We start from the raw sequence: 23299 nt of genomic DNA, 5'->3' as shown, positions 1-23299 counted from the left end.
GCCGGGTTTCGCCGGCCACTCTGCGCCTTCTCCCCGCCGGCGCCTTCTCCCCTCCCGCCGGGCGCGGCCCGCCGGCGGCGCGCGGGACCATGCGGCGCGCGCGGGACCACGCGGCTTCAGGCACCCTTCCGCATCCGCTGAGCGGGCGAACCCTGCCGCGCGGACCGCCGGTCGGGGGAAGCGGCGAGGCGGGAGCCGGTGCGTTGTCAGTGGTGAGCGGCAAGCTGGACATGTGCGCCGTACACCGCGGTGCGCGGCGCCGCAGGGCGCGCGATCCGTGACGCCGACCGGGGAGAGCCGACCGATGCCCACCGCCGTACTGACCGACCGTGAGCGCACCGCCGTCCAGGCCTATCTGAGGCTGCTGCACACCGTGCGCGCCGTCTTCGACGGACCACCCGGCGGCAGTGGACCCGTCGTCGTACCACCCTCCGTGCTCGCCGAGGCGGAGGTGGCGCTGGCGCGGGCCGGCCTCTCGGGCAACGAGGAGGACTTCTTCCGGCTGGTCCGCGAATGGTGCCCACAGGAGTGAGGCGGACGCACGCCGTGGCGGCCGTCGCCCCCCGTGCGTCCTTCACCGTCAGCCGCGCGTTCTCCACCGCCCGCCGTCAGCCGGGCGTCCTCCATGGTCCGCCGTGCACCTTCTGCCTTCCGGCCCTCAGCCGTCCGCCGTCCGCCGTCCGCTCAGGTGTGCGGGACGGACACCGCCGTCAGCACCAGGCCGTCCTCGACCAGCCAGCGGCCCTCGAACGCACCACGGCGGGTGCCGCCCACCACCGGCCCCGGGACGAGGAGCCGGGCGTGGAACCCGCCGCGCGTGGCGTGTCCCGGATCGGGGACCAGTTCGATGTCGGCCTCGGAGAAGTCGAGCCACGCCCGGGTGAGGGGGAACCACGCCTTGTACACGGACTCCTTGGCGCTGAACAGCAACCGGTCCCAGTGGACCTCGGGCCGGCCGGCACCCAGGGTGGTCTGCCTCTCCCGCTCGGGCCCGACCGCGATGGCGCCAAAGACCCCGTCCGGCAGGGCCGCGTGCGGTTCGGCGTCGATACCGAGGGAGGCCAGGTCCGTGGTGCGTACGAGCGCGGCGGCGCGGTAGCCGTCGCAGTGGGTCATGCTGCCGGCCAGCCCGTCGGGCCACCGCGGGGCGCCGCGTTCGCCGGTGAGCACCGGCTGGGGCGGGACACCGAGCTTCTCCATGGCGCGCCGGGCACACACGCGGACGGACGTGAACTCGCGGCGCCGTTTGTCCACCGCGCGCGCCACGAGGAGCTTCTCCTCGGGGTAGAGCGCGGACTCCTGGGCCTCCGGGTCGCCGGCCGGGTCACCGAACGCTTCCACGGCCGTCACCGACACCGGGAGCAGTTCCTCGATCACCGGGCCCGACCTCCATCGGCAGTACGCGGCGCGGCCGTCCCGGGCGTTCCGGGCGCTTGCGCCATTCGCGGGGGTATCCCACGGAGACCTCTTCGAAGCGGACCCCGTCGAGCCAGGTGGTCCGCGGGATGTGCAGATGACCGTAGACCATGGCGGTGGCGCGGAACCGGCGGTGCCAGTCGGCGGTGAGAGTGGTGCCGCACCACATGGCGAACTCCGGGTGCCACAGCACGTCCATCGGGTGCCGGTCCAGCGGGTAGTGGTTGGCGAGGACCGTCGGCAGGCCGGCCGGCAGCTCGGCGAGCCTGCGCTCGGTCGCGGCGACGCGGGCGCGGCACCAGTGCGCGCGGGACGGGTAGGGGTCCGGGTGCAGGAGGTACTCGTCGTTGCAGACGATGCCGGTGCTCTCCGCGTAGGCGAGGCCCTCCGCCTCGGTGGCGCATCCGGCCGGCAGGAAGGAGTAGTCGTAGAGCAGGAACAGCGGTGCCACGGCGACCGGTCCGCCGGGGCCCTCCCACACCGGGTACGGGTCCTCGGGTGTGGTCACGCCCAGTTCCCGGCAGAGGGCGACGAGGTGCTCGTAGCGGGCGACACCGCGCAGGGTGACGGGGTCTTTGGGGTGGGTCCACAGGTCGTGGTTGCCGGGTGCCCACAGGACCTTGCGGAAGCGGTCCGCGAGGGTGGTCAGGGTCCAGCGGATGTCGGCGACGGTCTCGGCGATGTCCCCGGCCACGATCAGCCAGTCGTCGTCGGTGTGCGGGCGCATCCGCTCGACGAGGGCGCGGTTCTCCGGGTAGGTGATGTGCAGGTCGCTGATGGCCAGCAGCTGTCCGTCCCCGGCCGTCGATTCCACCGCGCGCCCCTTCCGCGTCCGCCGTCGCCACCACCACAGCACACACGCCCGGCGAGGGGCAAGCACCTGCGCGGGCGGGTGGCGGCCGGGGCGCCGCGGGACCGCCGCCGGGCCACCGCGCGAGGGTCGCGGAGCCGCGGAGCGGCCCTGCGGATTCCGTAACACCCGCGTTGCACGAACACGCCTTTGAAAGCCGTATGATCGCCCCAACACCACCGCCCAACGTCCCCTTAACCAGGGCGGTTTGGTGTCCCTTCCTCTCTCCTGCCCGGGCACGGGCCACTGTGTCGTGCCCGAAAACCGTGAAAGGCGGCCCGCATGGTCTCTCGCGTACGCGTCTGGCTCAACCGCACGTACGCGGAGAACGTGTTCTTCATTGAACAGCTGCGGAGAAATCCCAGCGATCGCGCGGTCGAGATCCATGCCACCCACGGTGACGCCGACTCCCCCGTGCTGGCCGCCGCCGACACGGCCGCGATGGAGCCGGAGGGCCTGTCCCCGGCCGCGTACGTCGAGTACGCCCTCGCGGAGTGCGCGCGGCGGAGCATCGACGTCTTCGTGCCCCGGCTGAACCAGGCGGCGATCGTGGCGCACCGCGCCGAGTTCGCGGCGGTGGGTACGGCGCTGCTGGCGCCGACGCCGGAGGCGGTGGCCGTCTTCGAGGACAAGGCGACCGCGTACGAGGCGGTCCGCTCGGTCGGCGTCCCGGTGCCGCCGTGGTGGCGGGTTCGCACGGCGGACGAACTCCTTTCTGCCGTAGAGGAGTTGGAGGCGGCCGGGCACAAAGCGTGCTTCAAGCCGGCCGTCGGCGCGGGCGGCGTCGGTTTCCGGATCATCACCCGCGCCCCCTTCTCGCTGACGCACCTGAGCGGCTTCCCCGGGCCGCACGTGCAGCTGGACCTGGTGGTCGACGCCCTGCGCAGGGCCGAGGAGCCGGTCGACTGGCTGGTCATGCCGCGCCTGGAGGAGCCGGAGGTGTCGGTCGACTGCCTGACCGGTCCGGACAACCGGGTCCGGCTGGCGATAGGCCGCACGAAGAAGGGCCGGCGGCGCGGCTTCACGCTGCGCGAGCAGTGGCTGGAGCCCGCGCGGCTGATCGCGGAGGGATTCGGGCTGCACTATCTGTCCAACATCCAGTTCCGCATGTACGAGGGCCGTCCGGTGCTGCTGGACGTCAACACGCGCGCGGCGGGCGGCCTGCACCAGCTGTCGCAGTGCGGGGTGAACGCCCCTTGGGCCGCTGTGCAGCTGGCGCTCGGCGAGGATCCCGGTGTGATCGAGCCGCCGTTCCTGGGGCAGGACTACGCGGTGGTCTCGGGACCGCGCCCGCTGCGCGCCGCGGCTCCGCTGCCGCGCCAGCGGACGGAGGAGGCCGAGGTGCTGCTGCCGGCGATGCCCGCGGCCCGGGTGGAACCGGCCGCCGCGACGGCCGAGGCACTGCCGCTCTAGCGCGCGTCGCGCCCACCCATCCCCATCCCCGCCCCCGCCCCGCCGCCTCGGAGCGGAGGGCCGGCCGTGTCTCTCTCCGACCGGCAGCCTCCCCCGGGGCGGCCGTTCACCCCTTGACCGGCTCGTCCCAGTCGATGTGGTGACGGTGGACGGGGGCGAACATCTGCTCCGGGGCGGGCAGGGCCGGCGCCGCCCCCGCCTGTCCGGCCTTCGCCTTGTTCTTCGCGGCGGCGTCCGAGCCGATCATCTCGACGCGCGCGCGGCGCAGTCCCTCGTACGCGGTGAACGCGGCTTCCGGCGTGGGCAGGTCGCGCAGGCACCGGGCCAGTTCGACGGCGCTCTCGGCGGCCAGTGAGGCGCCCTGCCCCGAGCTGGAGGACGGGGCGTGCGCCGCGTCGCCGACGAGGACCATACGGCCGCGGTGCCAGTGCGGCACGGACGGCATGCGCTCCATCGGGCCGACCGCGATCAGGTCGCCGGGCGCGGTGTGCGCGACGAGATCCCGGCCCGGGGTGTGCCCGGCGTACAGCTCCGCGAGCCGTTCGAGCCATCGGGCCGCGGGAACGCCCCTCACCTCCGCCGAGGTGGACGGCCGGGCGCTGGGCAGCCCGGCGAACCAGGCGATACGGCCGTCGGGCAGACCCCAGTAGCCGATGAAGGCGCGGCCGAAGGCGAAGTACATGCTGCCCGGTTCGGCCTCGACACCGCTGCCGGAGGCGCAGCCGCCGAAGCTGAGCACGCCGCCGTACTCGGGGCCGGGCGCGTGCGGGTCGATCAGAGTGCGGACGCTGGAGCGGATGCCGTCGGCGCCGACGAGGATGTCGGCCGTGACGGTCGTACCGTCCGCGAACGTCGCGGTGACGCCGTGCTCGTCCTGTTCGGCGCTCACGAGCCGTCTGCCGTGTTCGATGCGGACGCCGGCCGCTCGCGCGTGGCCGGCGAGGGCCCGGAACAGGTCGGCGCGCGCCATCGCCCGGGTGACGGGCAGGCCGGGGAAGCCGTGGAACTCGGCGAGGCGGCGGCCGTCGCCGTCGGCCATCACCACTCCCGGCACCGGCTGCCCCACGGCTTCGACGGCCTTGTCCGCGCCCACGGTCCGCAGTGCGTCGATCCCGTTGGGCGCGAGGCTGAGCAGCGCGCCGGTGTCGTCCACCGCGGCCGGGTACGCCTCGTGGACGGCCGCCTCGATGCCCGCCCTGCGCAGCGCGAGCGCGGTGACGGGTCCGGCGATCCCGCCCCCGATGACCGCCGCCGTCCTGACCTTGCCCATGGTCCCTCCCCAAGTCGGCTCGACCATTTGATAGTTGCAGTGAAACTAGTATCTGGTCAACTGGTTTCCCCGTGGATACGATCGGCGCCATGACCAGCCCCGTACGCAGCTCCCCGCTCGCCCTGACCGTGCTGTCCCTGCTCCACCAGGAACCCCTGCACCCGTACGGCATCCAGCGGCTGATCCGGCAGTGGGGCAAGGACCAGGTCGTCAACGTGGGCCAGCGCGCCGGGCTCTACCGCACGATCGAGCGCCTGCGGGCGGCCGGCCTGATCGCGGTCCGCCACACCGAGCGCGACCAGCAGTACCCCGAGCGGACCGTTTACGAGATCACCGCATCGGGCCGGGCCGTCACCCGCGAGTGGCTGGAGCGGATGCTCGCCGAACCCCGGCAGGAGTTCCCCGAGTTCCCCGCGGCACTGTCCTACGTACTCATGCTCGCGCCGGCCGAGGCGCGGGAGATCCTGGCGAGGCGACTGGAGCGCGTGGCGGAGACGGGCGCCGCCCTCGACACCGCACTGGCCGCCGGGGCCGCGGACGGCCTGCCGCGGGTGTCCGTCCTCGAACTCGAGTATCTGCGCGCCGTCACGACGGCCGAGGAGCGATGGCTGCGCTCGGTCGTGGAAGATCTGTCCGACGGCACCCTCGACTGGGCCGCCGGACCCGCGGCGACGCCCGTCGCGCCGGAGGGGGAATCCTTCCCCGGTATGGACCAATTCCGCGTATCTTCTTGACAGTTGGATTGGTCCATACCAACTTAAGGGGCGCACCGCTACCGCACTCCCCCACACCTCCGTCCCCACAGGGAGATCGCGTGCGCCACATCCTCGGGCGTCCCAGACGCCGGATCCTCGCCCTGGTCGGCACGGCCGCTCTCGCGCTAGGCGGGGCCATCGCCCTGCCCGGCACGGCCCAGGCGGCCAACATCCTGACCAACCCCGGCTTCGAGTCGGGCAGTACGTCCCCCTGGTCCTGCACCGGCAATCTCGGCTCGGTCGTCTCCTCCCCCGTGCACGGCGGTTCCAAGGCCCTGCAGGGCGCCGTGACCGACAGCGACAACGCGCAGTGCAGCCAGACGGTCTCCGTCCAGCCGAACACGACGTACACGCTCAGCGGCTGGGTGCGCGGCTCGTACGTGTACCTCGGCGTGAACGGCGGCGCGTCCACCTGGACGACGTCCCCGTCCGCCTACAGTCAGCTCAGCGTCGCCTTCACCACCGGCGCCTCGCAGACCAGCGCCACCGTCTACGTGCACGGCTGGTACGCGCAGGGCGCCTACGACGCCGACGACATCAGCCTGGACGGCCCGGGCGGTGGCGGCGGTGACACCCAGGCGCCGACCGCGCCCGGCGGACTCACCTCGACCGGCAAGACGTCCTCCAGCGTGTCGCTGTCCTGGAACGCCTCCTCGGACAACGTGGGCGTGACGGCGTACGACATCTACAGCGGGTCGAGCCAGGTCCTGAGCGTGTCCGGTACCTCCGCCACGGTCAGCGGACTGTCGCCGAGCACGGCGTACACGTTCAGCGTGAAGGCCCGGGACGCCGCCGGGAACACCTCCGCGGCCTCCAACTCGGTGAGCGTCACGACCAACGCCGGAACCGGCGGCGGCACCGGGTTCAAGCAGGCGGCGCCGTACCTGTACGAGGGCTGGGGCGATCCGCCGAACCCCACGACGGTGATGAGCGCGACCGGCGTCAAGTGGTTCACGATGGCGTTCATGCTGGACTCCGGCGGCTGCAACCCCGCCTGGGACGGCAGCCGTCCGCTGACCGGCGGCGCGGACCAGACCGCCATCAACCAGATCCGCTCGGCGGGCGGTGACGTCGTCCCGTCCTTCGGCGGCTGGCAGGGCAGCAAGCTCGGCGCCAACTGCTCCTCGGCGAGCGCGCTCGCCGGTGCCCTGCAGCGGGTGATCGACGCCTACTCGCTCAAGGCGATCGACATGGACATCGAGAACACGGACGAGTTCGAGAACGAGGCCGTGCAGGCGAAGATCCTGACCGCGCTGAAGACGGTCAAGGCCAACAACCCCGGCCTGAGGACCATCGTCACCTTCGGCACCTCGACCACCGGCCCGACCTACTACGGCAACCGGCTCATCGAGCAGGCCCAGTCCCTCGGCGCCAACATCGACGTCTTCACCATCATGCCGTTCGACTTCGGCGGCGGCTCGGACATGTACGGCAACACCGTGAACGCGGCCGAGGGCCTGAAGGCCAAGCTGAAGTCCACCTTCGGCTGGGACGACGCCACCGCGTACTCCCACATCGGCATCTCCGGCATGAACGGCCTGTCCGACCAGCAGGAGAACACGACTCCCGCCATCTGGACGCAGATCAGGGACTGGTCCAACTCCCACCACATCGCCCGCCTCGCCTACTGGGCGGTCAACCGTGACCGGTCCTGCCCCGGCGGTGGCGTGGTGAGCAACTGCTCCGGCATCAGCCAGAGCACCTGGCAGTTCACCTCCATCACGGCCGGCTTCACCGGCTGACCCGCCCCGGCCGATCCAACCCGGCTGACCAACCTGGCTGATCAACCCGGCTGACCCGACCGCGCTGCCGCCGCACCCGGCTGATCCGATCCAGGCCGGCGTGCGGCGACAGCGCCGGAGGGCCGCTCGGCGGAGCGGCCCCGCGTGCTTCGTCGACGCGGGGGCGGCCTACTTGAGGTACGCCAGGCCCGGATGGACCTCGGTGTAACCCTCGACCAGCCTGCGGGCGACGCCGACCGAGTCGACCAGCGGGTGCAGTGCGAAGGCCTTCACCGCCGTCGCGCGGGAACCGGACTCGGCGGCGGCGAGCACCTCCCGTTCGACGGCCTTGACCGAGCAGACCAGTCCGGTGGCGTGCTCGGGCAGCGGGTCGGCGGCGAGGGGGTGGGCGCCGCTCGCGTCGACCAGACACGGGACCTCGATGACCGCCTCGGCGTCGAGGGCGGCGAGCGTGGAACGGTTGCGGACGTTGAGGATCAAGGTGGCGCGCTCGTCGCGGGCGATGGCCCGCATCAGGGCGAGGGCGACGTTCTCGTAGCCGCCGGACAGGTCCTCCTCCTCGCGCTCACCGGCACCCGCGCTCTCCCGGTTCTCGGCCATGTACGTCGCCTCGCGCTCGGCACGGGTGCGGTCCCAGGCGAGCAGCGCGGAGGCGGCGGGGTCGGCCGCCTCGTCGTAGAACCGTGCCTGCTGGTCGAGCAGGAAGGCGCCGCGGGTCTGCCCGGCCTCCTGGTAGGAGCGGACGGCCTCGCGGTTGAAGTAGTAGTAGTGGAGGTACTCGTTGGGGATCGCGCCGAGCGACTGGAGCCAGTCCGTGCCGAAGAGCCTGCCCTCCTCGAAGGAGCCCAGCAGGGCGGGATCGGCGAGGAGGCGCGGGAGTTCGTCGCGCCCGGCGACGCGCAGGCCGCGCACCCAGCCGAGGTGGTTGAGGCCGACATAGTCGACGAAGGCCTCGCCGGGGGCTGCCCCGAGGACACGGGCGACCCGGCGGCCGAGGCCGACCGGCGAGTCACAGATGCCGATGACCCGGTCACCGAGGTGCCGGGACATGGCCTCGGTGACCAGGCCGGCCGGGTTGGTGAAGTTGATGACCCAGGCGTCCGGGGCGAGCCGTGCCACGCGCCGGGCGATCTCGGTGGCTACGGGCACGGTGCGCAGACCGTAGGCGATGCCGCCGGCGCCGACCGTCTCCTGCCCGAGGACACCTTCGGCGAGGGCCACCCGTTCGTCCTCGGCGCGCCCCCGCAGACCGCCGACCCGGATCGCCGAGAAGACGAAGTCGGCGCCGCGCAGAGCCTCGTCGAGGTCGGTGGTGGCGGTCACCGTGGGCGCGTCCGGGACAGCGGCCGCCTGTTCCGCGAGCACGCGGCCGACCGCGCGCAGCCGGGCGGCGTCCAGGTCGTGCAGCACGACCTCGGTGACCCGCCCCTCGGCGCGGTCGTTCACCAGCGCGCCGTACACAAGCGGCACGCGGAACCCGCCGCCGCCCAGAATCGTCAGCCTCACGTCCGCACCCTTCCGCCACGCCCGGCGCTCCCGGCGATCCCGCCGCTCGCGTCGCTGTCTTCGCTTCCGGACCACTCTGTCACCCGGCCCGGCCGGCGCGCGTACGGGCGCCTCGGCCGACCCACGTGGGCGTCACTCACCGGCGTCGCCCTCGCCCTCGCGGTCACGGCCGGCCCGCATCCGGCCCGCATCCGTCGCGCGGTCGGCTTCAGAGGGTGAACTGCCGTGCCAGGAAAGGACTTTCACTGTTTTAACTCTTGACGGCCCACGGGTCGGGGAGCACATTGGCCGCACCCTGAGAGCGCTCTCAGACTCTTCGCGCGTCCCATCCCGCACCCGAGAGGCACCCCCATGAGTGAAACCTCCGGAACCTCGCACACGGACGGCAGACCCCCACGCACGGAAGGCAGACCCGTGGCCGGCAGGCCGCGGTACACGGTCCGCCGGGCCCTCGTCGCCGTCCTCGGCACGCTGGGTCTGGCGGCGGCCGCCGCCACCGCCGGCACCCTCCAGGCCGACGCCTCCGCACCGGCTCCCCCCACCGGCTGGACCCAGGTCTTCCTGGACGACTTCGACGGCACGGCGGGCTCCGGCGTCAACACCGGCAACTGGCAGTACGACACCGGTACTTCCTACCCGGGCGGCGCCGGTAACTGGGGCACCGGCGAGGTCGAGACGATGACCTCCAGCACCAACAACGTGGCGCTCGACGGCAGTGGCAACCTGCTCATCACCCCGCGCCGGGACGGATCCGGCCACTGGACCTCCGGTCGCATCGAGACCAACCGCACGGACTTCCAGCCGCCGGCCGGCGGCAAGCTGCGCGTCCAGGCCCGCATCCAGATGCCCAACGTCACCGGCGCGGCCGCCAAGGGCTACTGGCCCGCGTTCTGGATGCTGGGCTCCCCGTTCCGGGGCAACTACCAGAACTGGCCCGGCGTCGGCGAGCTGGACATCATGGAGAACGTCCAGGGCCTGAACAACGACTGGGCGACGGTGCACTGCGGCACCAACCCGGGCGGTCCCTGCAACGAGACCACCGGCATCGGCAACTCCATGGCGTGCCCCAACAGCACCTGTCAGTCCGGCTTCCACACCTACTCGATGGAGTGGGACCGCTCGACCAGCCCCGAGGAGATCCGCTTCTACGTCGACGGTGTCAACTTCCACACCGTACGGGCCAACCAGGTGGACGCGACGACCTGGGCCAACGCCACCAACCACGGCTACTTCGTGATCCTCAACGTGGCGATGGGCGGCGGCTTCCCGGGCGCGTTCGGCGGCGGCCCTGACAGCGGCACCGATCCGAACCACCCGATGGCCGTGGACTACGTCCAGGTGCTCCAGTCCTCGGGCGGCGGTGGCGGCACCACTCCCCCGCCCGGCAACCGTGACGCCTACGGTCCGATCCAGGCGGAGTCCTACGACAGCCAGTCCGGCGTGAGCTCCGAGACCACCACGGACACCGGCGGCGGCCAGGACATGGGCTTCGTCGCCAACGGCGACTGGGCGCTCTACAAGGGTGTCAACTTCGGCTCCACGGCGGCCACCCAGTTCAATGCCCGGGTGGCGAGCGGTGCCGCGGCCGGGGTGAGCGGGCTGGTCGAGGTGCGTCTGGACAGCCGCTCCAACGCCCCGATCGGCAGCTTCGCGGTGGGCAACACCGGCGGCTGGCAGTCCTGGCGCACGGTCCCGGCGAACACCTCCTCGGTGACCGGCACGCACGACGTGTACCTGACGTTCACCAGCGGTCAGCCGGCCGACTTCGTGAACGTGAACTGGTTCGACTTCGGTCACTGACCGGGGAGCCCGCGTGGGCCGGCGCCGCCGGGGGACGGACCCCCGGCGGCGCCGGCCCGACCGGCCTTACCGGGTCAGTAGTTCCACCGGTTGCGACTGCCCTCGTCGCGGCAGTGGATGAGGCGGCCGTTCGCCGCGTGGGTGGAGCTGCCGACGTCACTGTTGCGGCAGAACTGGCCGGCGTCGTAGCAGTTTCCGGCGTTGGAGACGATCTCGCAGGTCGTGCCCGCGCTGCCGCCGCCCGTGCCGCCCGTGCCGGACGAGGCGGCGGAGCCGGTGCCGCCCGTACTGCCGGCGGTGGCCGGCGGGGTGTAGTCCGGGTCGTTGGTCCTGTCCTTGTAGGTGCCCTTGGCGGCCGGGCAGCCGTCCTCGGTCAGCCACAGGGTCACGTCGCGGTCGCCGACGACCCGCGCTCCGGGGGCGGGCGACTGGAAGCACACCTTCCAGTCGTCGTACTCGCCGTCGGACGCGTCGTCGCCGTCGACGTCCTCGTCCTTGTACGACGCCTTGACCGTGATGTCGCCGTCCGTCACCTTGCCGATGGCGTCGACGGCGTGGGTGTAGGTGCGGCCGACCGCGGTCGGCATGGACGGCCAGGGGATCGGCCGGCCGTCCTTCGCGGGGCAGGGGGCGTCGGAGGTCACGGCGCCGAACGCGACGCTGTCGTAGGTGTACTTCTCGAAGCACACCGTCCAGTCGTCGCCCGGGGAGGCGTCCTTGTCGCTCGCGTCGTGCGCCACGACCCGGTACCCGTGCCGCTCGGCGGCCTCGGTCGCCTCGGCGAGCGTGCTGTTCACCTGGCTGGTCATCGGTGCCGGAGTGACCGTGACGGTCGCGGTGACCGTCACGGTGGGCCTCGGCTTCGCCGCGGGCGCGCCGTCGTCGGCGGCGCCACAGCCGGTGAGAAGGGCGCATATCAGCGCGCCGACCCCGAGGCCCTCGCGCCACTTCCTCCCGGTCACGCGGAAGGGGAGGTGCGAGCGCCGCGCCTCCCGGCCGCCGGGCAGCGGATGCTGCGGCTGATTCATGGTCAGGTCCCCCCTGGGGCTGGAGCCGTGCCTTGCGTGTGTGCGACTCGTGAAGAAATCGCGAAGTTGCCCACACGCGGCAAGAGAGACCTGATCGTGACCAATGGGGCCCCGGCGCCCCGACAGAGCGACCGGCCGTGCCCGCCGGGCAGGCGCTAACGCAACTCCGCCCGGAACGCCACCGCCGTCTGACCGGTGTGCAGGTGGAAGAACTTGGAGAAGTTGCCCGCGTCGGGGAAGCCGACCGCGGCGCCCACCCGGCCGATCGGCATGTCGGTGTGGGCCAGGAGGCGCTTGGCCTCCAGGATCACCCGCTTGTCGATGAAGCCCTTCGGCGTCTGACCGGTGGCGGCGCGCACCGCGCGCACGAGGGTGCGGCGGGAGTAGCCGAGCGCGTCGGCGTAGGCGTTGACGCTGTGGTTGGTGGCGAAGCCCCGCTCGACCGCGTCCCGGAACAGGGTGAAGGTGGTGTCCGCCTGCTGTCGGGCCGCCTCCGCCGAGCTGGCGGCGAGGTGGGCGAGGCGCAGCAGGAACGCGGTGAGGCTGTGCCTGAGAACGGCCGTGTGCAGGCTCAGCGGCAGGGTGGTGGTGTCCTCGTACTCGCGGCGCAGGTGTTCGAGGGAGGCGTCGAGGGCGGCGAGCTGTTCGGGGCCGGGACGCAGCAGCGGCGGAAGGTCGTAGCGGTACAGGCCGGTGGCCTCGACGGTGGCACGCGGCAGGAAGCCGGGCTGCATGGTCAGGACGGTGCCGCGGTAGTCGCTGGTCCGGGAGAAGCGGTGGACCTGTCCGGGGCGGATCCACAGCAGGTCGCCGGCCGACACCTCGTACTCGGTGAAGTCGATCATGTGCCGCACCGGACCGCCGGTGAAGAGCAGGATCACGTGGAAGTCGATGCGGTGAACACGGTGCAGCGGGGCGTCGGCGTGCCAGGTGCGGTCGGCGCCCATGGTTCCGATCTGCATGCCGACGCCGCCCACGGCCAGGTCGGACGGGAAGGGGAAGGTCCTGATCCCGTCACCGTCTGTGGCATGGTTCACAGCTTGGGCCGTTCTGTCCGCCATGTTTGATTTGCCGCTCCTATCAGGCGATCGGTGTCCCAGATTCACCACAGGCTGACACACCCCGACCTTTCCTCAAAAAAGTCTGACTTTTAAGTTTGAACGCGAAAGACCAGCGATCATGCACTGAACGAGGACTTCTTGAAGATGACCATGCAGACATCCGACAGCTTCGAGTGGACCGATCTCGACCGGCGCGCCGTGGATACGGCCCGTCTTCTCGCGGCCGACGCCGTGCAGAAGGTCGGCAATGGCCACCCGGGCACCGCGATGAGCCTGGCTCCTGCCGCGTACATGATCTTTCAGAAGTTGATGAAGCATGACCCGGCCGACCCGGAGTGGACCGGCCGCGACCGCTTCGTACTCTCCCCGGGTCACACCTCCCTGACCCTGTACACCCAGCTCTTCCTGTCCGGCTACGAGCTGGAGCTGGACGACCTGAAGGCGTTCCGCACGCAGGGCTCGAAGACGCCCGGTCACCCGGAGTACGGCCACACCGCCGGCGTCGAGACCACCACCGGCCCGCTCGGCCAGGGTGCCGCCAACGCGGTGGGCATGGCCATGGCCGCCCGCTACGAGCGCGGTCTGTTCGACCCGGAGGCCCCCGAGGGCGCCTCCCCCTTCGACCACACCATCTGGGCGATCGTCTCCGACGGCGACCTGGAGGAGGGCGTCTCCGCCGAGGCCTCCTCGCTCGCCGGCCACCAGAAGCTCGGCAACCTGGTCTTCCTCTACGACGACAACCACATCTCCATCGAGGGCGACACCGAGACCGCGTTCTCCGAGGACGTCCTCAAGCGGTACGAGGCCTACGGCTGGCACACCCAGCGCATCGAGCCCACCGCCGAGGGCGACATCGACGTCGCCTCCCTGTACGCGGCGCTGAAGTCCGCGCGCGAGGAGACCGGCCGTCCCTCGATCATCGCCATGCGCACGATCATCGCCTGGCCCGCCCCGACCGCCCAGAACACCGAGGCCTCCCACGGTTCCGCGCTCGGCGCCGAGGAGATCGCCGCCACCAAGCGCGTCCTCGGCTTCGACCCGGAGAAGTCCTTCGAGGTCTCCGACGAGGTCCTCGCCCACGCCCGCCGCGCCCTGGACCGGGGTGCCGAGTCGCACGCCGCCTGGGACAAGAAGATCGCCGAGTGGCGCACCGAGAACCCCGAGCGCGCGGAGCTGTTCGACCGCGTCAGCAAGGGTGAGCTGCCCGAGGGCTGGCAGGACGCCCTGCCGGTGTTCGCGGAGGGCACGTCCGTCGCCACCCGCGCCGCCTCCGGCAAGGTGCTGCAGGCGCTCGGCCCGGTGCTGCCCGAGCTGTGGGGCGGCTCCGCCGACCTCGCCGGCTCCAACAACACCACCATCGACAGCTCCAGCTCCTTCCTGCCGAAGGGCAACCCGCTGCCCGAGGCGAACCCGTACGGCCGTACGGTCCACTACGGAATCCGCGAGTTCTCGATGGCCGCGGAGATGAACGGCATCGCCCTGCACGGCAACACCCGCATCTACGGCGGCACCTTCCTGGTGTTCTCCGACTACATGCGCAACGCCGTACGCATGTCGGCCCTGATGCAGCTGCCGGTGACGTACGTCTGGACGCACGACTCCGTCGGTCTCGGCGAGGACGGCCCGACCCACCAGCCGGTCGAGCACCTGGCCTCCCTGCGCGCCATCCCGGGCCTGAACGTCGTCCGCCCGGCGGACGCCAACGAGACCACGACCGCCTGGGCCGAGATCCTGAAGAGGCACGCCACCGACCCGGCCCCGCACGGCCTCGCGCTCACCCGTCAGGGCGTGCCGACGTACGCTCCCAACGAGGACGCGGCCAAGGGCGGCTACGTGCTCGTCGAGTCCTCGACCGAGGTCCCGGAGGTGATCATCATCGCGACCGGCTCCGAGGTGCAGCTCGCCGTCGCCGCCCGGGAGGCCCTGGAGGCCGAGGGCACCGGCACGCGCGTGGTGTCCATGCCGTGCGTGGAGTGGTTCGAGGAGCAGCCGCAGGCCTACCGCGAGAGCGTCCTGCCGCCCGCCGTGAAGGCGCGCGTCGCCGTCGAGGCCGGCATCGGCCTGACCTGGTACCGGTACGTCGGTGACGCCGGCCGGATCGTCTCCCTGGAGCACTTCGGTGCCTCCGCCGCCGCCGGCACCCTGTTCGCCGAGTACGGCTTCACCCCCGAGAACGTGGCCGCGAACGCCCGCGAGTCGCTCGCCGCCGCCCGCGCCTGATCCCACCGCGACAAAGAAACACGCGACGAAGAAAGATGAGCACTGTGACCGAAGCAATCGCCACCCCCGGAGCCCTCAAGCGTCTCGCCGACGAGGGCGTGTCGGTCTGGCTGGACGACCTGTCGCGCAAGCGGATCACCTCGGGCAGCCTGGCCGCGCTGGTGGAGAACGGCGGCGTCGTGGGCGTCACCACCAACCCGTCGATCTTCCAGGCCGCCATCGGCTCCGGTGAGGGCTACGACGCGGAGCTGGCCGACCTCGCGGTGCGCGGCGTCACGGTCGACGAGGCCGTGCGCATGATGACCACCGCCGACGTGCGGGCGGCCTGCGACATCCTGCGTCCGGTCTACGACGCCTCCGAGGGCCGCGACGGCCGGGTCTCCATCGAGGTCGACCCCCGTCTCGCCCACGACACCGTGGCGACGGTCGCCGAGGCCAAGCAGCTGAACTGGCTGGTCGACCGCCCCAACGTGATGATCAAGATCCCGGCCACCAAGGCGGGTCTGCCGGCGATCACCGAGGTCATCGGCCTCGGCATCAGCGTCAACGTGACCCTGATCTTCTCGCTGGAGCGCTACCGCGAGGTCATGGACGCCTACCTGGCCGGCCTGGAGAAGGCCAAGGAGCGCGGCCTGGACCTGTCGGTGATCCACTCGGTGGCGTCCTTCTTCGTGTCCCGCGTGGACTCGGAGATCGACAAGCGCCTGACCGCGATCGGCACCGACGAGGCCCTCGCGCTCAAGGGCCGCGCGGCTCTTGCCAACGCCCGTCTGGCCTACGAGGCCTACGAGGAGGTCTTCTCCTCCGACCGCTGGCTGGCCCTGGTCGGCGGCAACGCCAACAAGCAGCGTCCGCTGTGGGCCTCCACCGGTGTGAAGGACCCGTCGTACAAGGACACCCTGTACGTGGACGAGCTGGTCGCGCCGGGCACCGTCAACACGATGCCCGAGGCCACCCTGATCGCCACCGCCGACCACGGCGAGATCACCGGCGACACGATCACCGGCGGCTACGAGCAGGCCCGCGCCGACCTCGCCGCCGTGGAGGGCTTCGGCATCTCCTACGACGAGGTCGTCCAGCAGCTGGAGGACGAGGCCGTCGCCAAGTTCGAGGCGGCCTGGATCGAGCTGCTGGGCGCCGTCACCGAGTCCCTGAAGAGCAAGGGAGTGGACGCGTAATGACGACCAAGGCTGCTGAGCCGAAGGCGCCCGCCGCCAAGGCTGAGCCGAAGGCGCGCCCCGCCGAGGCGGTGCGCGTCCCGGTCACCCCGGTGGCCGACTGGGACAACCCGCTGCGCGACGCCCGCGACCGCCGGCTGCCCCGCATCGCCGGCCCGTCCGGACTGGTCATCTTCGGTGTGACCGGTGACCTGTCCCGCAAGAAGCTCATGCCGGCCGTGTACGACCTGGCCAACCGCGGTCTGCTGCCGCCGGGCTTCTCGCTGGTGGGCTTCGCCCGCCGGGAGTGGGAGGACCAGGACTTCGCGCAGGTCGTGCACGACTCCGTCAAGGAGCACGCCCGCACCCCCTTCCGCGAGGAGGTGTGGCAGCAGCTCGCCGAGGGCATGCGGTTCATCCCGGGTGACTTCGGCGACGACGCCGCCTTCGACCAGCTGAAGCAGGCCGTCGACGAGCTGGACGCCTCCCGGGGCACCGGCGGCAACTTCGCGTTCTACCTCTCGGTGCCGCCGAAGTTCTTCCCCAAGGTCGTGCAGCAGCTGAAGAAGCACGACCTGGCGGACGCGCCGGAGGGCGCCTGGCGGCGCGCGGTCATCGAGAAGCCGTTCGGCCACGACCTGAAGTCGGCCGAGGAGCTGAACAAGGTCGTGCACGAGGTGTTCGAGCCGGACCAGGTGTTCCGGATCGACCACTACCTCGGCAAGGAGACCGTCCAGAACATCCTGGCGCTGCGCTTCGCCAACCAGATGTACGAGCCCATCTGGAACCGCAGCTACGTCGACCACGTGCAGATCACCATGGCCGAGGACATCGGCATCGGTGGCCGCGCGGGGTACTACGACGGCATCGGCGCCGCCCGTGACGTCATCCAGAACCACCTGCTCCAGCTGCTCGCGCTCACCGCGATGGAGGAGCCGATCGCGTTCGACGCGGAGTCGCTGCTCACCGAGAAGCTGAAGGTCCTGAAGTCGGTGCGGCTGCCGGAGGACCTCGGCGAGCACACCGTCCGCGGCCAGTACGCGGGCGCGTGGCAGGGCGGCGAGAAGGTCGTCGGCTACCTCGAGGAGGACGGTATCGACCCCGACTCCAAGACCGACACCTTCGCCGCGATCAAGCTGGGCATCGACAACCGCCGCTGGGCGGGCGTGCCGTTCTACCTGCGCGCCGGCAAGCGTCTTGGCCGCCGGGTCACCGAGATCGCGGTGGTCTTCAAGCGGGCCCCGCACTCGCCGTTCGACTCCACCGCCACGGAGGAGCTGGGCCAGAACGCGATCGTCATCCGCGTCCAGCCCGACGAGGGCATGACCGTCCGGTTCGGCTCGAAGGTGCCCGGCACCTCGATGGAGATCCGGGACGTGTCGATGGACTTCGCCTACGGCGAGTCCTTCACCGAGTCGAGCCCCGAGGCCTACGAGCGGCTCATCCTGGACGTGCTGCTCGGCGACGCCAACCTGTTCCCCCGCCTCCAGGAAGTGGAAGAGTCCTGGAAGATCCTCGACCCGATCGAGGAGTACTGGGACAAGCACGGCACGCCCGCGCAGTACGCGTCGGGCAGCTGGGGCCCCAGGGAAGCCGACGAGATGCTCGCACGAGACGGACGGAGCTGGCGCAGGCCATGAAGATCGACCTGACCGACACCACGGCAAGCAAGATCAACAAGGCGCTGGTGGACGGCCGCCGCGCCCTCGGCACGCCTGCCGTGGGCATGGTCCTGACGATGGTCATCGTCACGGACGAGGAGAACGCCTACGACGCGATCAAGGCCGCCGAGGACGCCTCGCACGAGCACCCGATGCGGACCCTGGTCGTCATCCGGCGGCACGTGCGCAACCTGCGCGACCGCACCTCCTCGCGGCTGGACGCCGAGGTCCGCGTGGGCACCGAGGCCGGCACCGGCGAGACGGTCATCCTGCGCACCTACGGCGAGGTGTCCGACCACGCCGGCTCGGTCGTCCTGCCGCTGCTGCTGCCGGACGCCCCGGTGGTCGTGTGGTGGCCGGTGGACGCGCCCGAGTCGCCCTCAAAGGACCGGCTCGGCGCCCTCGCCCAGCGGCGGATCACCGACCTGTACGCGGTCGACCGTCCGCTCGAGCTGCTGGAGACCCGCAAGCGCAACTACGCGCCCGGCGACACCGACCTCGCCTGGACCCGGCTCACCCCGTGGCGCTCGATGCTGGCCGCCGCCCTGGACCAGGCGCGGGTGAAGGTGACGTCGGCGGCCGTGGAGGCCGAGGCGGACAACCCCAGCGCCGAGCTCCTCGCCCGCTGGCTGGAGGCCCGCCTGCACGTGCCCGTGGACCGGGTCGTCACCGCGGGTCCGGTCGTCACGGCCGTACGCCTGGGCACCGCGGCCGGTGAGATCGTCATCGACCGGCCCGAAGGCCCGCTCGCCACGCTGACCCTGCCGGGCCAGCCGCCGCGCACCCTCGCCCTGAAGGTCCGCCAGACCTCCGAACTCATCGCCGAGGAGCTGCGGCGCCTCGACGCCGACGAGATGTACGCCATCGCCCTGCAGGGCGAGGCCGCCAAGGAGAACGCCTGACATGTCCGACGCTCCGTCAGACACCCCCCTGCTCACCCGCCGCCCCCAGTGGACGGCCCTCTCCGACCAGCGCGCCAAGGGGGTTCCGTCGCTGCGCGATCTGTTCGCGGCGGACCCCGGCCGCGCCGAGCGGTACGTCGTCCGGGTGGGCGACCTGTACATCGACTACAGCAAGAACCTGGTCACCGACGAGATCCTGGCCCTGCTCCAGGAACTCGCCACGGCCACCGACGTCTTCGGGCTGCGGGACGCCATGTTCCGCGGTGAGAAGATCAACGTCACCGAGCGGCGTGCCGTGCTGCACACCGCGCTGCGCGCCCCGCGGGACGCCGTGATCGAGGTCGACGGCGAGAACGTCGTCCCGGCCGTGCACGCCGTGCTCGACAAGATGACCGCCTTCGCCGAGCGGGTCCGCTCGGGCGAGTGGACCGGCCACACCGGCAAGCGCATCAAGAACGTCGTCAACATCGGCATCGGCGGCTCCGACCTCGGTCCGGCGATGGCGTACGAGGCCCTGCGTCCGTACAGCGACCGCGACCTGACGTTCCGGTTCGTGTCGAACGTGGACGGCGCCGACCTGCACGAGGCGATCCGTGACCTGGACCCGGAGGAGACGCTGTTCATCGTCGCCTCCAAGACGTTCACCACGATCGAGACGATCACCAACGCCACCTCGGCCCGCTCCTGGCTGCTCGCCGCCCTGGGCGGTGGGGGCACCTCCCGCTCGAGCGAAGTCGAGAGTGGGGGAGAAAAGGCCGTCGCGAAGCACTTCGTGGCGCTGTCGACGAACGCGGAGAAGGTTTCCGGGTTCGGCATCGACGTCGACAACATGTTCGAGTTCTGGGACTGGGTCGGCGGCCGCTACTCGTACGACTCGGCCATCGGCCTGTCGCTGATGATCGCCATCGGTCCGGACCGCTTCCGCGAGATGCTGGACGGCTTCCACACCGTCGACGAGCACTTCCGCACCGCGCCCGCCGAGGCCAACGCCCCGCTGCTCATGGGCCTGCTGGGCATCTGGTACAACAACTTCTTCGACGCCCAGTCGCTGGCGGTGCTGCCGTACAGCCACTACCTGTCGAAGTTCACCGCGTACCTCCAGCAGCTGGACATGGAGTCCAACGGCAAGTCGGTGCAGCGCGACGGGCGTCCGGTGGAGTGGCAGACCGGCCCGGTGGTGTGGGGCACGCCCGGCACCAACGGGCAGCACGCCTACTACCAGTTGATCCACCAGGGCACCAAGCTGGCCCCGGCAGACTTCGTCGGCTTCGCCCGTCCCGCGGACGAGCTGAACGAGGAACTCAGGGCCCAGCACGACCTGTTGATGGCCAACTTCTTCGCCCAGACGCAGGCGCTGGCCTTCGGCAAGACCGCCGACGAGGTCCGCGCGGAGGGCGTCGCCGAGGAGCAGGTCTCGCACCGCACCTTCCGCGGCGGCCACCCCACCACGACTCTCCTCGCCGGCGAGCTGACGCCCTCGGTGCTCGGCCAGCTGATCGCCCTCTACGAGCACAAGGTGTTCGTCCAGGGCGCCGTGTGGAACATCGACTCCTTCGACCAGTGGGGCGTCGAGCTCGGCAAGGTCCTCGCCAAGCGCATCGAGCCCGCGCTCACCGAAGGCGCCGACGTACCCGGCCTCGACCCCTCCACCACGGCCCTCGTCGCCGCCTACCGTTCTCTAGGGAAGTGAACTGACATGCAGCTCGGACTCATCGGCCTCGGCAAGATGGGCGGCAACATGCGCGAGCGGCTGCGCCGCTCGGGCCACACCGTCATCGGCTACGACCGCAATCCCGAACTCTCGGACGCCAAGAGCCTCGCCGAGATGGTCGAGAAGCTCGAAGGCCCGCGCGTGGTCTGGGTGATGGTCCCGGCCGGCACCGCCACCCAGATCGTCATCGACGAGCTGCGGGACCTGCTGTCCCCCGGCGACATCGTCGTGGACGGCGGCAACTCCCGCTGGACCGACGACGAGAAGCACGCCGCCGAACTCGGCGTCAAGGGCATCGGCTTCGTCGACGCGGGCGTCTCCGGCGGCGTGTGGGGCCTGCAGAACGGCTACGCCCTGATGGTCGGCGGCAGCGACGAGAACGTGGAGCGGCTCCGCCCGATCTTCGACGCGCTCAAGCCCGAGGGCCCGTACGGCTACGTCCACGCGGGCCGCGTCGGCGCGGGCCACTTCTCGAAGATGGTCCACAACGGCATCGAGTACGCCATGATGCAGGCCTACGCCGAGGGCTGGGAGCTGCTGGAGAAGGCCGACTCCGTGGACAACGTCCGCGAGGTCTTCCGCTCCTGGCAGGAGGGCACGGTCATCCGTTCCTGGCTGCTCGACCTCGCGGTCAACGCCCTGAACGACGACGAGCACCTGGACAAGCTCCGCGGCTACGCGGACGACTCCGGCGAGGGCCGCTGGACGGTCGAGGCCGCCATCGACTACGCCGTGCCGCTGCCCGCGATCACCGCGTCGCTGTTCGCGCGGTTCGCCTCGCGTCAGGACGACTCGCCGCAGATGAAGATGATCGCGGCGCTGCGCAACCAGTTCGGCGGCCACGCCGTGGAGAAGAAGGACTGACCCGCTGTGGGCGATCTACTGCTGGTCCGCCACGGCGAGACGGAGTGGAGTGTGTCGGGCCGGCACACCAGCTGGACCGATCTGGCCCTCACCCCGAACGGTGAGGACCAGGCCAAGTCCCTCGCTCCGCTCCTCGCCGAGCGGCCGCGCGCTCTCGTGCTGACCAGTCCGCTGGCCCGCGCGGTGCGCACTGCCGAACTGGCGGGCCTGGCCGGGGCTGCGACAGACCCCGACCTGCACGAATGGGACTACGGCGGCTACGAGGGCATCACCACCGTCGACATCCGCCGTACCCGTCCCGACTGGTACCTGTGGCGGGACGGCGTCCCGCCCGGCCCCGAGGGTCACCCCGGGGAGTCGCCCGAGGAGATCGGGGCGCGTGCCGACCGGGTCCTGGCCCGGCTGGAGAAGGCGTTCGACGCGGACGACGGTGACGTGGTCCTGGTGGCGCACGGCCACTTCCTGCGGGTGCTTGCCGCCCGCCGGCTGGGCCTGCCGCCGTCCGAGGGCCGCCTGTTCCAGCTGGCGACCGGCACGGTCAGCCGGCTGTCCTTGGAACACGGCCGGCCCGTGATCGCCGAGTGGAACACGCGCCCGTGACGGCGAGCGCGTAACCACACACCGCGCAATCGCACAACCGCATCGCCCGCGGCCCGGGTCACCACGTGTGACCCGGGCCGCGGTGCTGCCGGCAACCGGTCCGGCGCGCTCGGCCCGCCCCGACAGCGGGCTCCGGGGGCAACACGGCGGGACGGCGGTGCGCGTCCGGAGCCGTCGGCGTGCCGCGCGCCCGGCGCACGGGTCAGCGCCTGGGCACCCCGTACGCCCGGTCGACGGGCAGACGCACCACCAGGCGGCGGTCGCGGACCATGGCGGCCCGGAAGTCGTCCCAGTCCGGGTGCTCGCCGAGGACGTCCCGGTAGAGCCGGACCAGCTCCTCGACGGTCTCGTCGTGCGGGTCCGCGGCGACCGGCGACAGTTCGGCCATCCCCTCGGCGACCGTGTACGCCCAGCGGTCCTCGCTGGTGACGTGGTACGAGGCCCGGGGGTCACGGCGCAGGTTGCGGGTCTTGGCTCGGTCGTCGGTGACCGAGATACGGATGAGGCGCTCGTCGGGGTCGTAGGCGTGGCTGACATTGGACAGCTGGGGGCGGCCGTCGCTCTTGAGGGTGACCAGCACCCCGCCGTGCCCTTCGGAGAGCAGCTTGAGCAGTTCGTCCTGCGTCGAGTCCTGAGTCATATCCAGGTCAACTTCTCGCGGCGGGCCCGGCATTCCCCCGGTACGGCGGTCAGGGCACACAAGGGGACCACCAGGATGGGTAGACAGTGTCTACCCATCCTGGTAGACACTGTCTATGACTGAATCCGACACCAGCCTGCGGGCGCGCCTGGTCGACGTCGGTGTGGCACTGGTGGCCGCCGAGGGCGCCGAGGCGCTGACGCTGCGGGAGATCGCCCGGCGCACGGGGGTCTCGCACGGGGCGCCGCGCCGCTACTTCCCCACCCATCTGGAGCTGCTGTCCGCCATCGCCCGCCGGGGGTTCACCGACCTGGCCGGCCGGGTGGGGGCCACGCTCGCCGAGAACGCGGGTGCCGGTCCGCGTGAGCAGGTGACCGCGCTGGCACGGACGTACCTCCGGTTCGCGCTGGATCACCCCGGCATGTACGAACTGATGTTCCGTCATGACGTGCTGGAGAGCGGCCACTTGGGACTGCGCGAGACGAGCCTCCCCCTCTTCGGGCTGCTCGCGGACCTCGTGGCGCAGGTCCGCCCCGACGCCGAGGCACGGCAGGTCGCGGGCGCCCTGTGGGCCAACCTGCACGGTCTCGCCCAGCTGTGGCGCTGGGGCAGCCTGCAACTCGCCACCGGTGACACGGACTTCGGCCCGCTCCTGGAAACGGCTCTGACCGCCCACCTCGGGTCGCGGGACGGCGAGCGGTGA

General features: G+C 71.4%; 20 protein-coding genes. 13 read left to right on the top strand and 7 right to left on the bottom strand.

All coding sequences use genetic code 11. The annotated features are described in order from the left end of the window. Positions 1-304 precede the first annotated feature (304 nt). Positions 305-532 carry a hypothetical protein gene (locus OIB37_RS30310; RefSeq protein ID WP_330460798.1) on the top strand — a complete coding sequence of 76 codons (228 nt, stop codon included), beginning with the start codon at positions 305-307 and terminating at the stop codon, positions 530-532. A 152-nt stretch (positions 533-684) separates the two neighbouring features. On the opposite strand, the gene OIB37_RS30305 is transcribed toward OIB37_RS30310, so the two are convergent. Beyond that, on the bottom strand, positions 685-1377 hold the full coding sequence (locus OIB37_RS30305) for a 4'-phosphopantetheinyl transferase family protein (RefSeq protein WP_330460797.1): 693 nt from the start codon (positions 1375-1377) through the stop codon (positions 685-687). After that, the gene (locus OIB37_RS30300; RefSeq protein ID WP_330460796.1) at positions 1325-2230 is read right to left on the bottom strand and encodes a metallophosphoesterase family protein; all 906 of its coding nucleotides are present in this window, start codon (positions 2228-2230) and stop codon (positions 1325-1327) included. The genes OIB37_RS30305 and OIB37_RS30300 overlap by 53 nt, the downstream gene beginning before the upstream one ends. 318 nt (positions 2231-2548) lie before the next feature. Here OIB37_RS30300 and OIB37_RS30295 point away from each other — a divergent pair, with 318 nt between their 5' ends. Then, positions 2549-3679 carry an ATP-grasp domain-containing protein gene (locus OIB37_RS30295; RefSeq protein ID WP_330460795.1) on the top strand — a complete coding sequence of 377 codons (1131 nt, stop codon included), beginning with the start codon at positions 2549-2551 and terminating at the stop codon, positions 3677-3679. A 106-nt stretch (positions 3680-3785) separates the two neighbouring features. Here OIB37_RS30295 and OIB37_RS30290 read toward each other — a convergent pair whose 3' ends face one another. Then, positions 3786-4949 (bottom strand): FAD-dependent monooxygenase, encoded by a 1164-nt coding sequence (locus OIB37_RS30290; protein WP_330460794.1) that lies wholly within the window; start codon positions 4947-4949, stop codon positions 3786-3788. A gap of 89 nt (positions 4950-5038) precedes the next feature. On the opposite strand from OIB37_RS30290, the gene OIB37_RS30285 reads away from it, so the two are divergent. Together OIB37_RS30285 and OIB37_RS30280 are read left to right on the top strand one after the other, a co-directional pair. Then, the gene (locus OIB37_RS30285; RefSeq protein WP_330460793.1) at positions 5039-5683 is read left to right on the top strand and encodes a PadR family transcriptional regulator; all 645 of its coding nucleotides are present in this window, start codon (positions 5039-5041) and stop codon (positions 5681-5683) included. 80 nt (positions 5684-5763) lie between these two features. Next, entirely contained in the window at positions 5764-7446 is a 1683-nt protein-coding gene (locus tag OIB37_RS30280) for a carbohydrate binding domain-containing protein (protein ID WP_330460792.1), read from the top strand. A gap of 168 nt (positions 7447-7614) precedes the next feature. Here OIB37_RS30280 and OIB37_RS30275 read toward each other — a convergent pair whose 3' ends face one another. Continuing rightward, positions 7615-8952, bottom strand: a complete 1338-nt coding sequence (locus OIB37_RS30275; protein WP_330460791.1) for a 6-phospho-beta-glucosidase — start codon at positions 8950-8952, stop codon at positions 7615-7617. A gap of 351 nt (positions 8953-9303) precedes the next feature. Between OIB37_RS30275 and OIB37_RS30270 the strand changes: the two genes are divergently transcribed. Then, complete coding sequence (locus tag OIB37_RS30270; protein WP_330460790.1) at positions 9304-10752, top strand: glycoside hydrolase family 16 protein; 1449 nt, start codon at positions 9304-9306, stop codon at positions 10750-10752. A 74-nt stretch (positions 10753-10826) separates the two neighbouring features. Here the strand turns inward: OIB37_RS30270 and OIB37_RS30265 are convergent, their stop codons facing one another. Together OIB37_RS30265 and OIB37_RS30260 are read right to left on the bottom strand one after the other, a co-directional pair. Then, a complete protein-coding gene (locus tag OIB37_RS30265; protein WP_330460789.1) occupies positions 10827-11780 on the bottom strand; it encodes a hypothetical protein in 954 nt (317 codons plus the stop codon). A gap of 155 nt (positions 11781-11935) precedes the next feature. Next, complete coding sequence (locus OIB37_RS30260) at positions 11936-12841, bottom strand: helix-turn-helix domain-containing protein (RefSeq protein WP_330460788.1); 906 nt, start codon at positions 12839-12841, stop codon at positions 11936-11938. Positions 12842-12985: 144 nt separating this feature from the next. Between OIB37_RS30260 and tkt the strand changes: the two genes are divergently transcribed. From tkt to OIB37_RS30225, 7 genes are read left to right on the top strand one after another with little or no spacing between them, the layout of a single operon-like run. After that, positions 12986-15061 (top strand): transketolase, encoded by a 2076-nt coding sequence (tkt, locus tag OIB37_RS30255; protein ID WP_330460787.1) that lies wholly within the window; start codon positions 12986-12988, stop codon positions 15059-15061. Between the two features lie 35 nt (positions 15062-15096). Beyond that, the gene (tal, locus tag OIB37_RS30250; RefSeq protein ID WP_330460786.1) at positions 15097-16239 is read left to right on the top strand and encodes a transaldolase; all 1143 of its coding nucleotides are present in this window, start codon (positions 15097-15099) and stop codon (positions 16237-16239) included. Next, positions 16239-17858 carry a glucose-6-phosphate dehydrogenase gene (zwf, locus tag OIB37_RS30245; RefSeq protein WP_330460785.1) on the top strand — a complete coding sequence of 540 codons (1620 nt, stop codon included), beginning with the start codon at positions 16239-16241 and terminating at the stop codon, positions 17856-17858. Before tal ends, zwf begins: the two co-directional genes overlap by 1 nt. Further along, the gene (opcA, locus tag OIB37_RS30240) at positions 17855-18781 is read left to right on the top strand and encodes a glucose-6-phosphate dehydrogenase assembly protein OpcA (RefSeq protein WP_330460784.1); all 927 of its coding nucleotides are present in this window, start codon (positions 17855-17857) and stop codon (positions 18779-18781) included. The genes zwf and opcA overlap by 4 nt, the downstream gene beginning before the upstream one ends. Position 18782: 1 nt before the next feature. Next, entirely contained in the window at positions 18783-20471 is a 1689-nt protein-coding gene (gene pgi / locus OIB37_RS30235; RefSeq protein ID WP_330460783.1) for a glucose-6-phosphate isomerase, read from the top strand. Between the two features lie 6 nt (positions 20472-20477). After that, positions 20478-21356: a phosphogluconate dehydrogenase (NAD(+)-dependent, decarboxylating) gene (gene gnd, locus OIB37_RS30230; protein ID WP_330460782.1), complete on the top strand. Its 879-nt coding sequence runs from the start codon at positions 20478-20480 to the stop codon at positions 21354-21356. A 6-nt stretch (positions 21357-21362) separates the two neighbouring features. Beyond that, positions 21363-21956, top strand: coding sequence for a histidine phosphatase family protein (locus OIB37_RS30225; RefSeq protein WP_330460781.1), 594 nt, complete (start codon positions 21363-21365; stop codon positions 21954-21956). 202 nt (positions 21957-22158) lie between these two features. On the opposite strand, the gene OIB37_RS30220 is transcribed toward OIB37_RS30225, so the two are convergent. After that, positions 22159-22596 (bottom strand): PPOX class F420-dependent oxidoreductase, encoded by a 438-nt coding sequence (locus OIB37_RS30220; RefSeq protein ID WP_330460780.1) that lies wholly within the window; start codon positions 22594-22596, stop codon positions 22159-22161. A gap of 115 nt (positions 22597-22711) precedes the next feature. Between OIB37_RS30220 and OIB37_RS30215 the strand changes: the two genes are divergently transcribed. Continuing rightward, positions 22712-23299, top strand: coding sequence for a TetR/AcrR family transcriptional regulator (locus OIB37_RS30215; RefSeq protein WP_330460779.1), 588 nt, complete (start codon positions 22712-22714; stop codon positions 23297-23299).

Source organism: Streptomyces sp. NBC_00820 (assembly GCF_036347055.1).
In the GTDB taxonomy this organism is placed as follows: Bacteria; Actinomycetota; Actinomycetes; order Streptomycetales; family Streptomycetaceae; genus Streptomyces.
This window is presented reverse-complemented; position numbering and strand designations above follow the sequence as displayed.

What these genes read in the sequence shown, in the direction of transcription:
- OIB37_RS30310 (WP_330460798.1), top strand. Translation starts at nt 305, where the DNA reads ATGCCCACCGCCGTACTGACCGACCGTGAGCGCACCGCCGTCCAGGCC.
- OIB37_RS30295 (WP_330460795.1), top strand. Translation starts at nt 2,549, where the DNA reads ATGGTCTCTCGCGTACGCGTCTGGCTCAACCGCACGTACGCGGAGAAC.
- OIB37_RS30290 (WP_330460794.1), bottom strand. Translation starts at nt 4,949, where the DNA reads ATGGGCAAGGTCAGGACGGCGGCGGTCATCGGGGGCGGGATCGCCGGA.
- OIB37_RS30285 (WP_330460793.1), top strand. Translation starts at nt 5,039, where the DNA reads ATGACCAGCCCCGTACGCAGCTCCCCGCTCGCCCTGACCGTGCTGTCC.
- OIB37_RS30270 (WP_330460790.1), top strand. Translation starts at nt 9,304, where the DNA reads ATGAGTGAAACCTCCGGAACCTCGCACACGGACGGCAGACCCCCACGC.
- OIB37_RS30265 (WP_330460789.1), bottom strand. Translation starts at nt 11,780, where the DNA reads ATGAATCAGCCGCAGCATCCGCTGCCCGGCGGCCGGGAGGCGCGGCGC.
- OIB37_RS30260 (WP_330460788.1), bottom strand. Translation starts at nt 12,841, where the DNA reads ATGGCGGACAGAACGGCCCAAGCTGTGAACCATGCCACAGACGGTGAC.
- tkt (WP_330460787.1), top strand. Translation starts at nt 12,986, where the DNA reads ATGACCATGCAGACATCCGACAGCTTCGAGTGGACCGATCTCGACCGG.
- tal (WP_330460786.1), top strand. Translation starts at nt 15,097, where the DNA reads ATGAGCACTGTGACCGAAGCAATCGCCACCCCCGGAGCCCTCAAGCGT.
- zwf (WP_330460785.1), top strand. Translation starts at nt 16,239, where the DNA reads ATGACGACCAAGGCTGCTGAGCCGAAGGCGCCCGCCGCCAAGGCTGAG.
- opcA (WP_330460784.1), top strand. Translation starts at nt 17,855, where the DNA reads ATGAAGATCGACCTGACCGACACCACGGCAAGCAAGATCAACAAGGCG.
- pgi (WP_330460783.1), top strand. Translation starts at nt 18,783, where the DNA reads ATGTCCGACGCTCCGTCAGACACCCCCCTGCTCACCCGCCGCCCCCAG.
- gnd (WP_330460782.1), top strand. Translation starts at nt 20,478, where the DNA reads ATGCAGCTCGGACTCATCGGCCTCGGCAAGATGGGCGGCAACATGCGC.
- OIB37_RS30220 (WP_330460780.1), bottom strand. Translation starts at nt 22,596, where the DNA reads ATGACTCAGGACTCGACGCAGGACGAACTGCTCAAGCTGCTCTCCGAA.
- OIB37_RS30215 (WP_330460779.1), top strand. Translation starts at nt 22,712, where the DNA reads ATGACTGAATCCGACACCAGCCTGCGGGCGCGCCTGGTCGACGTCGGT.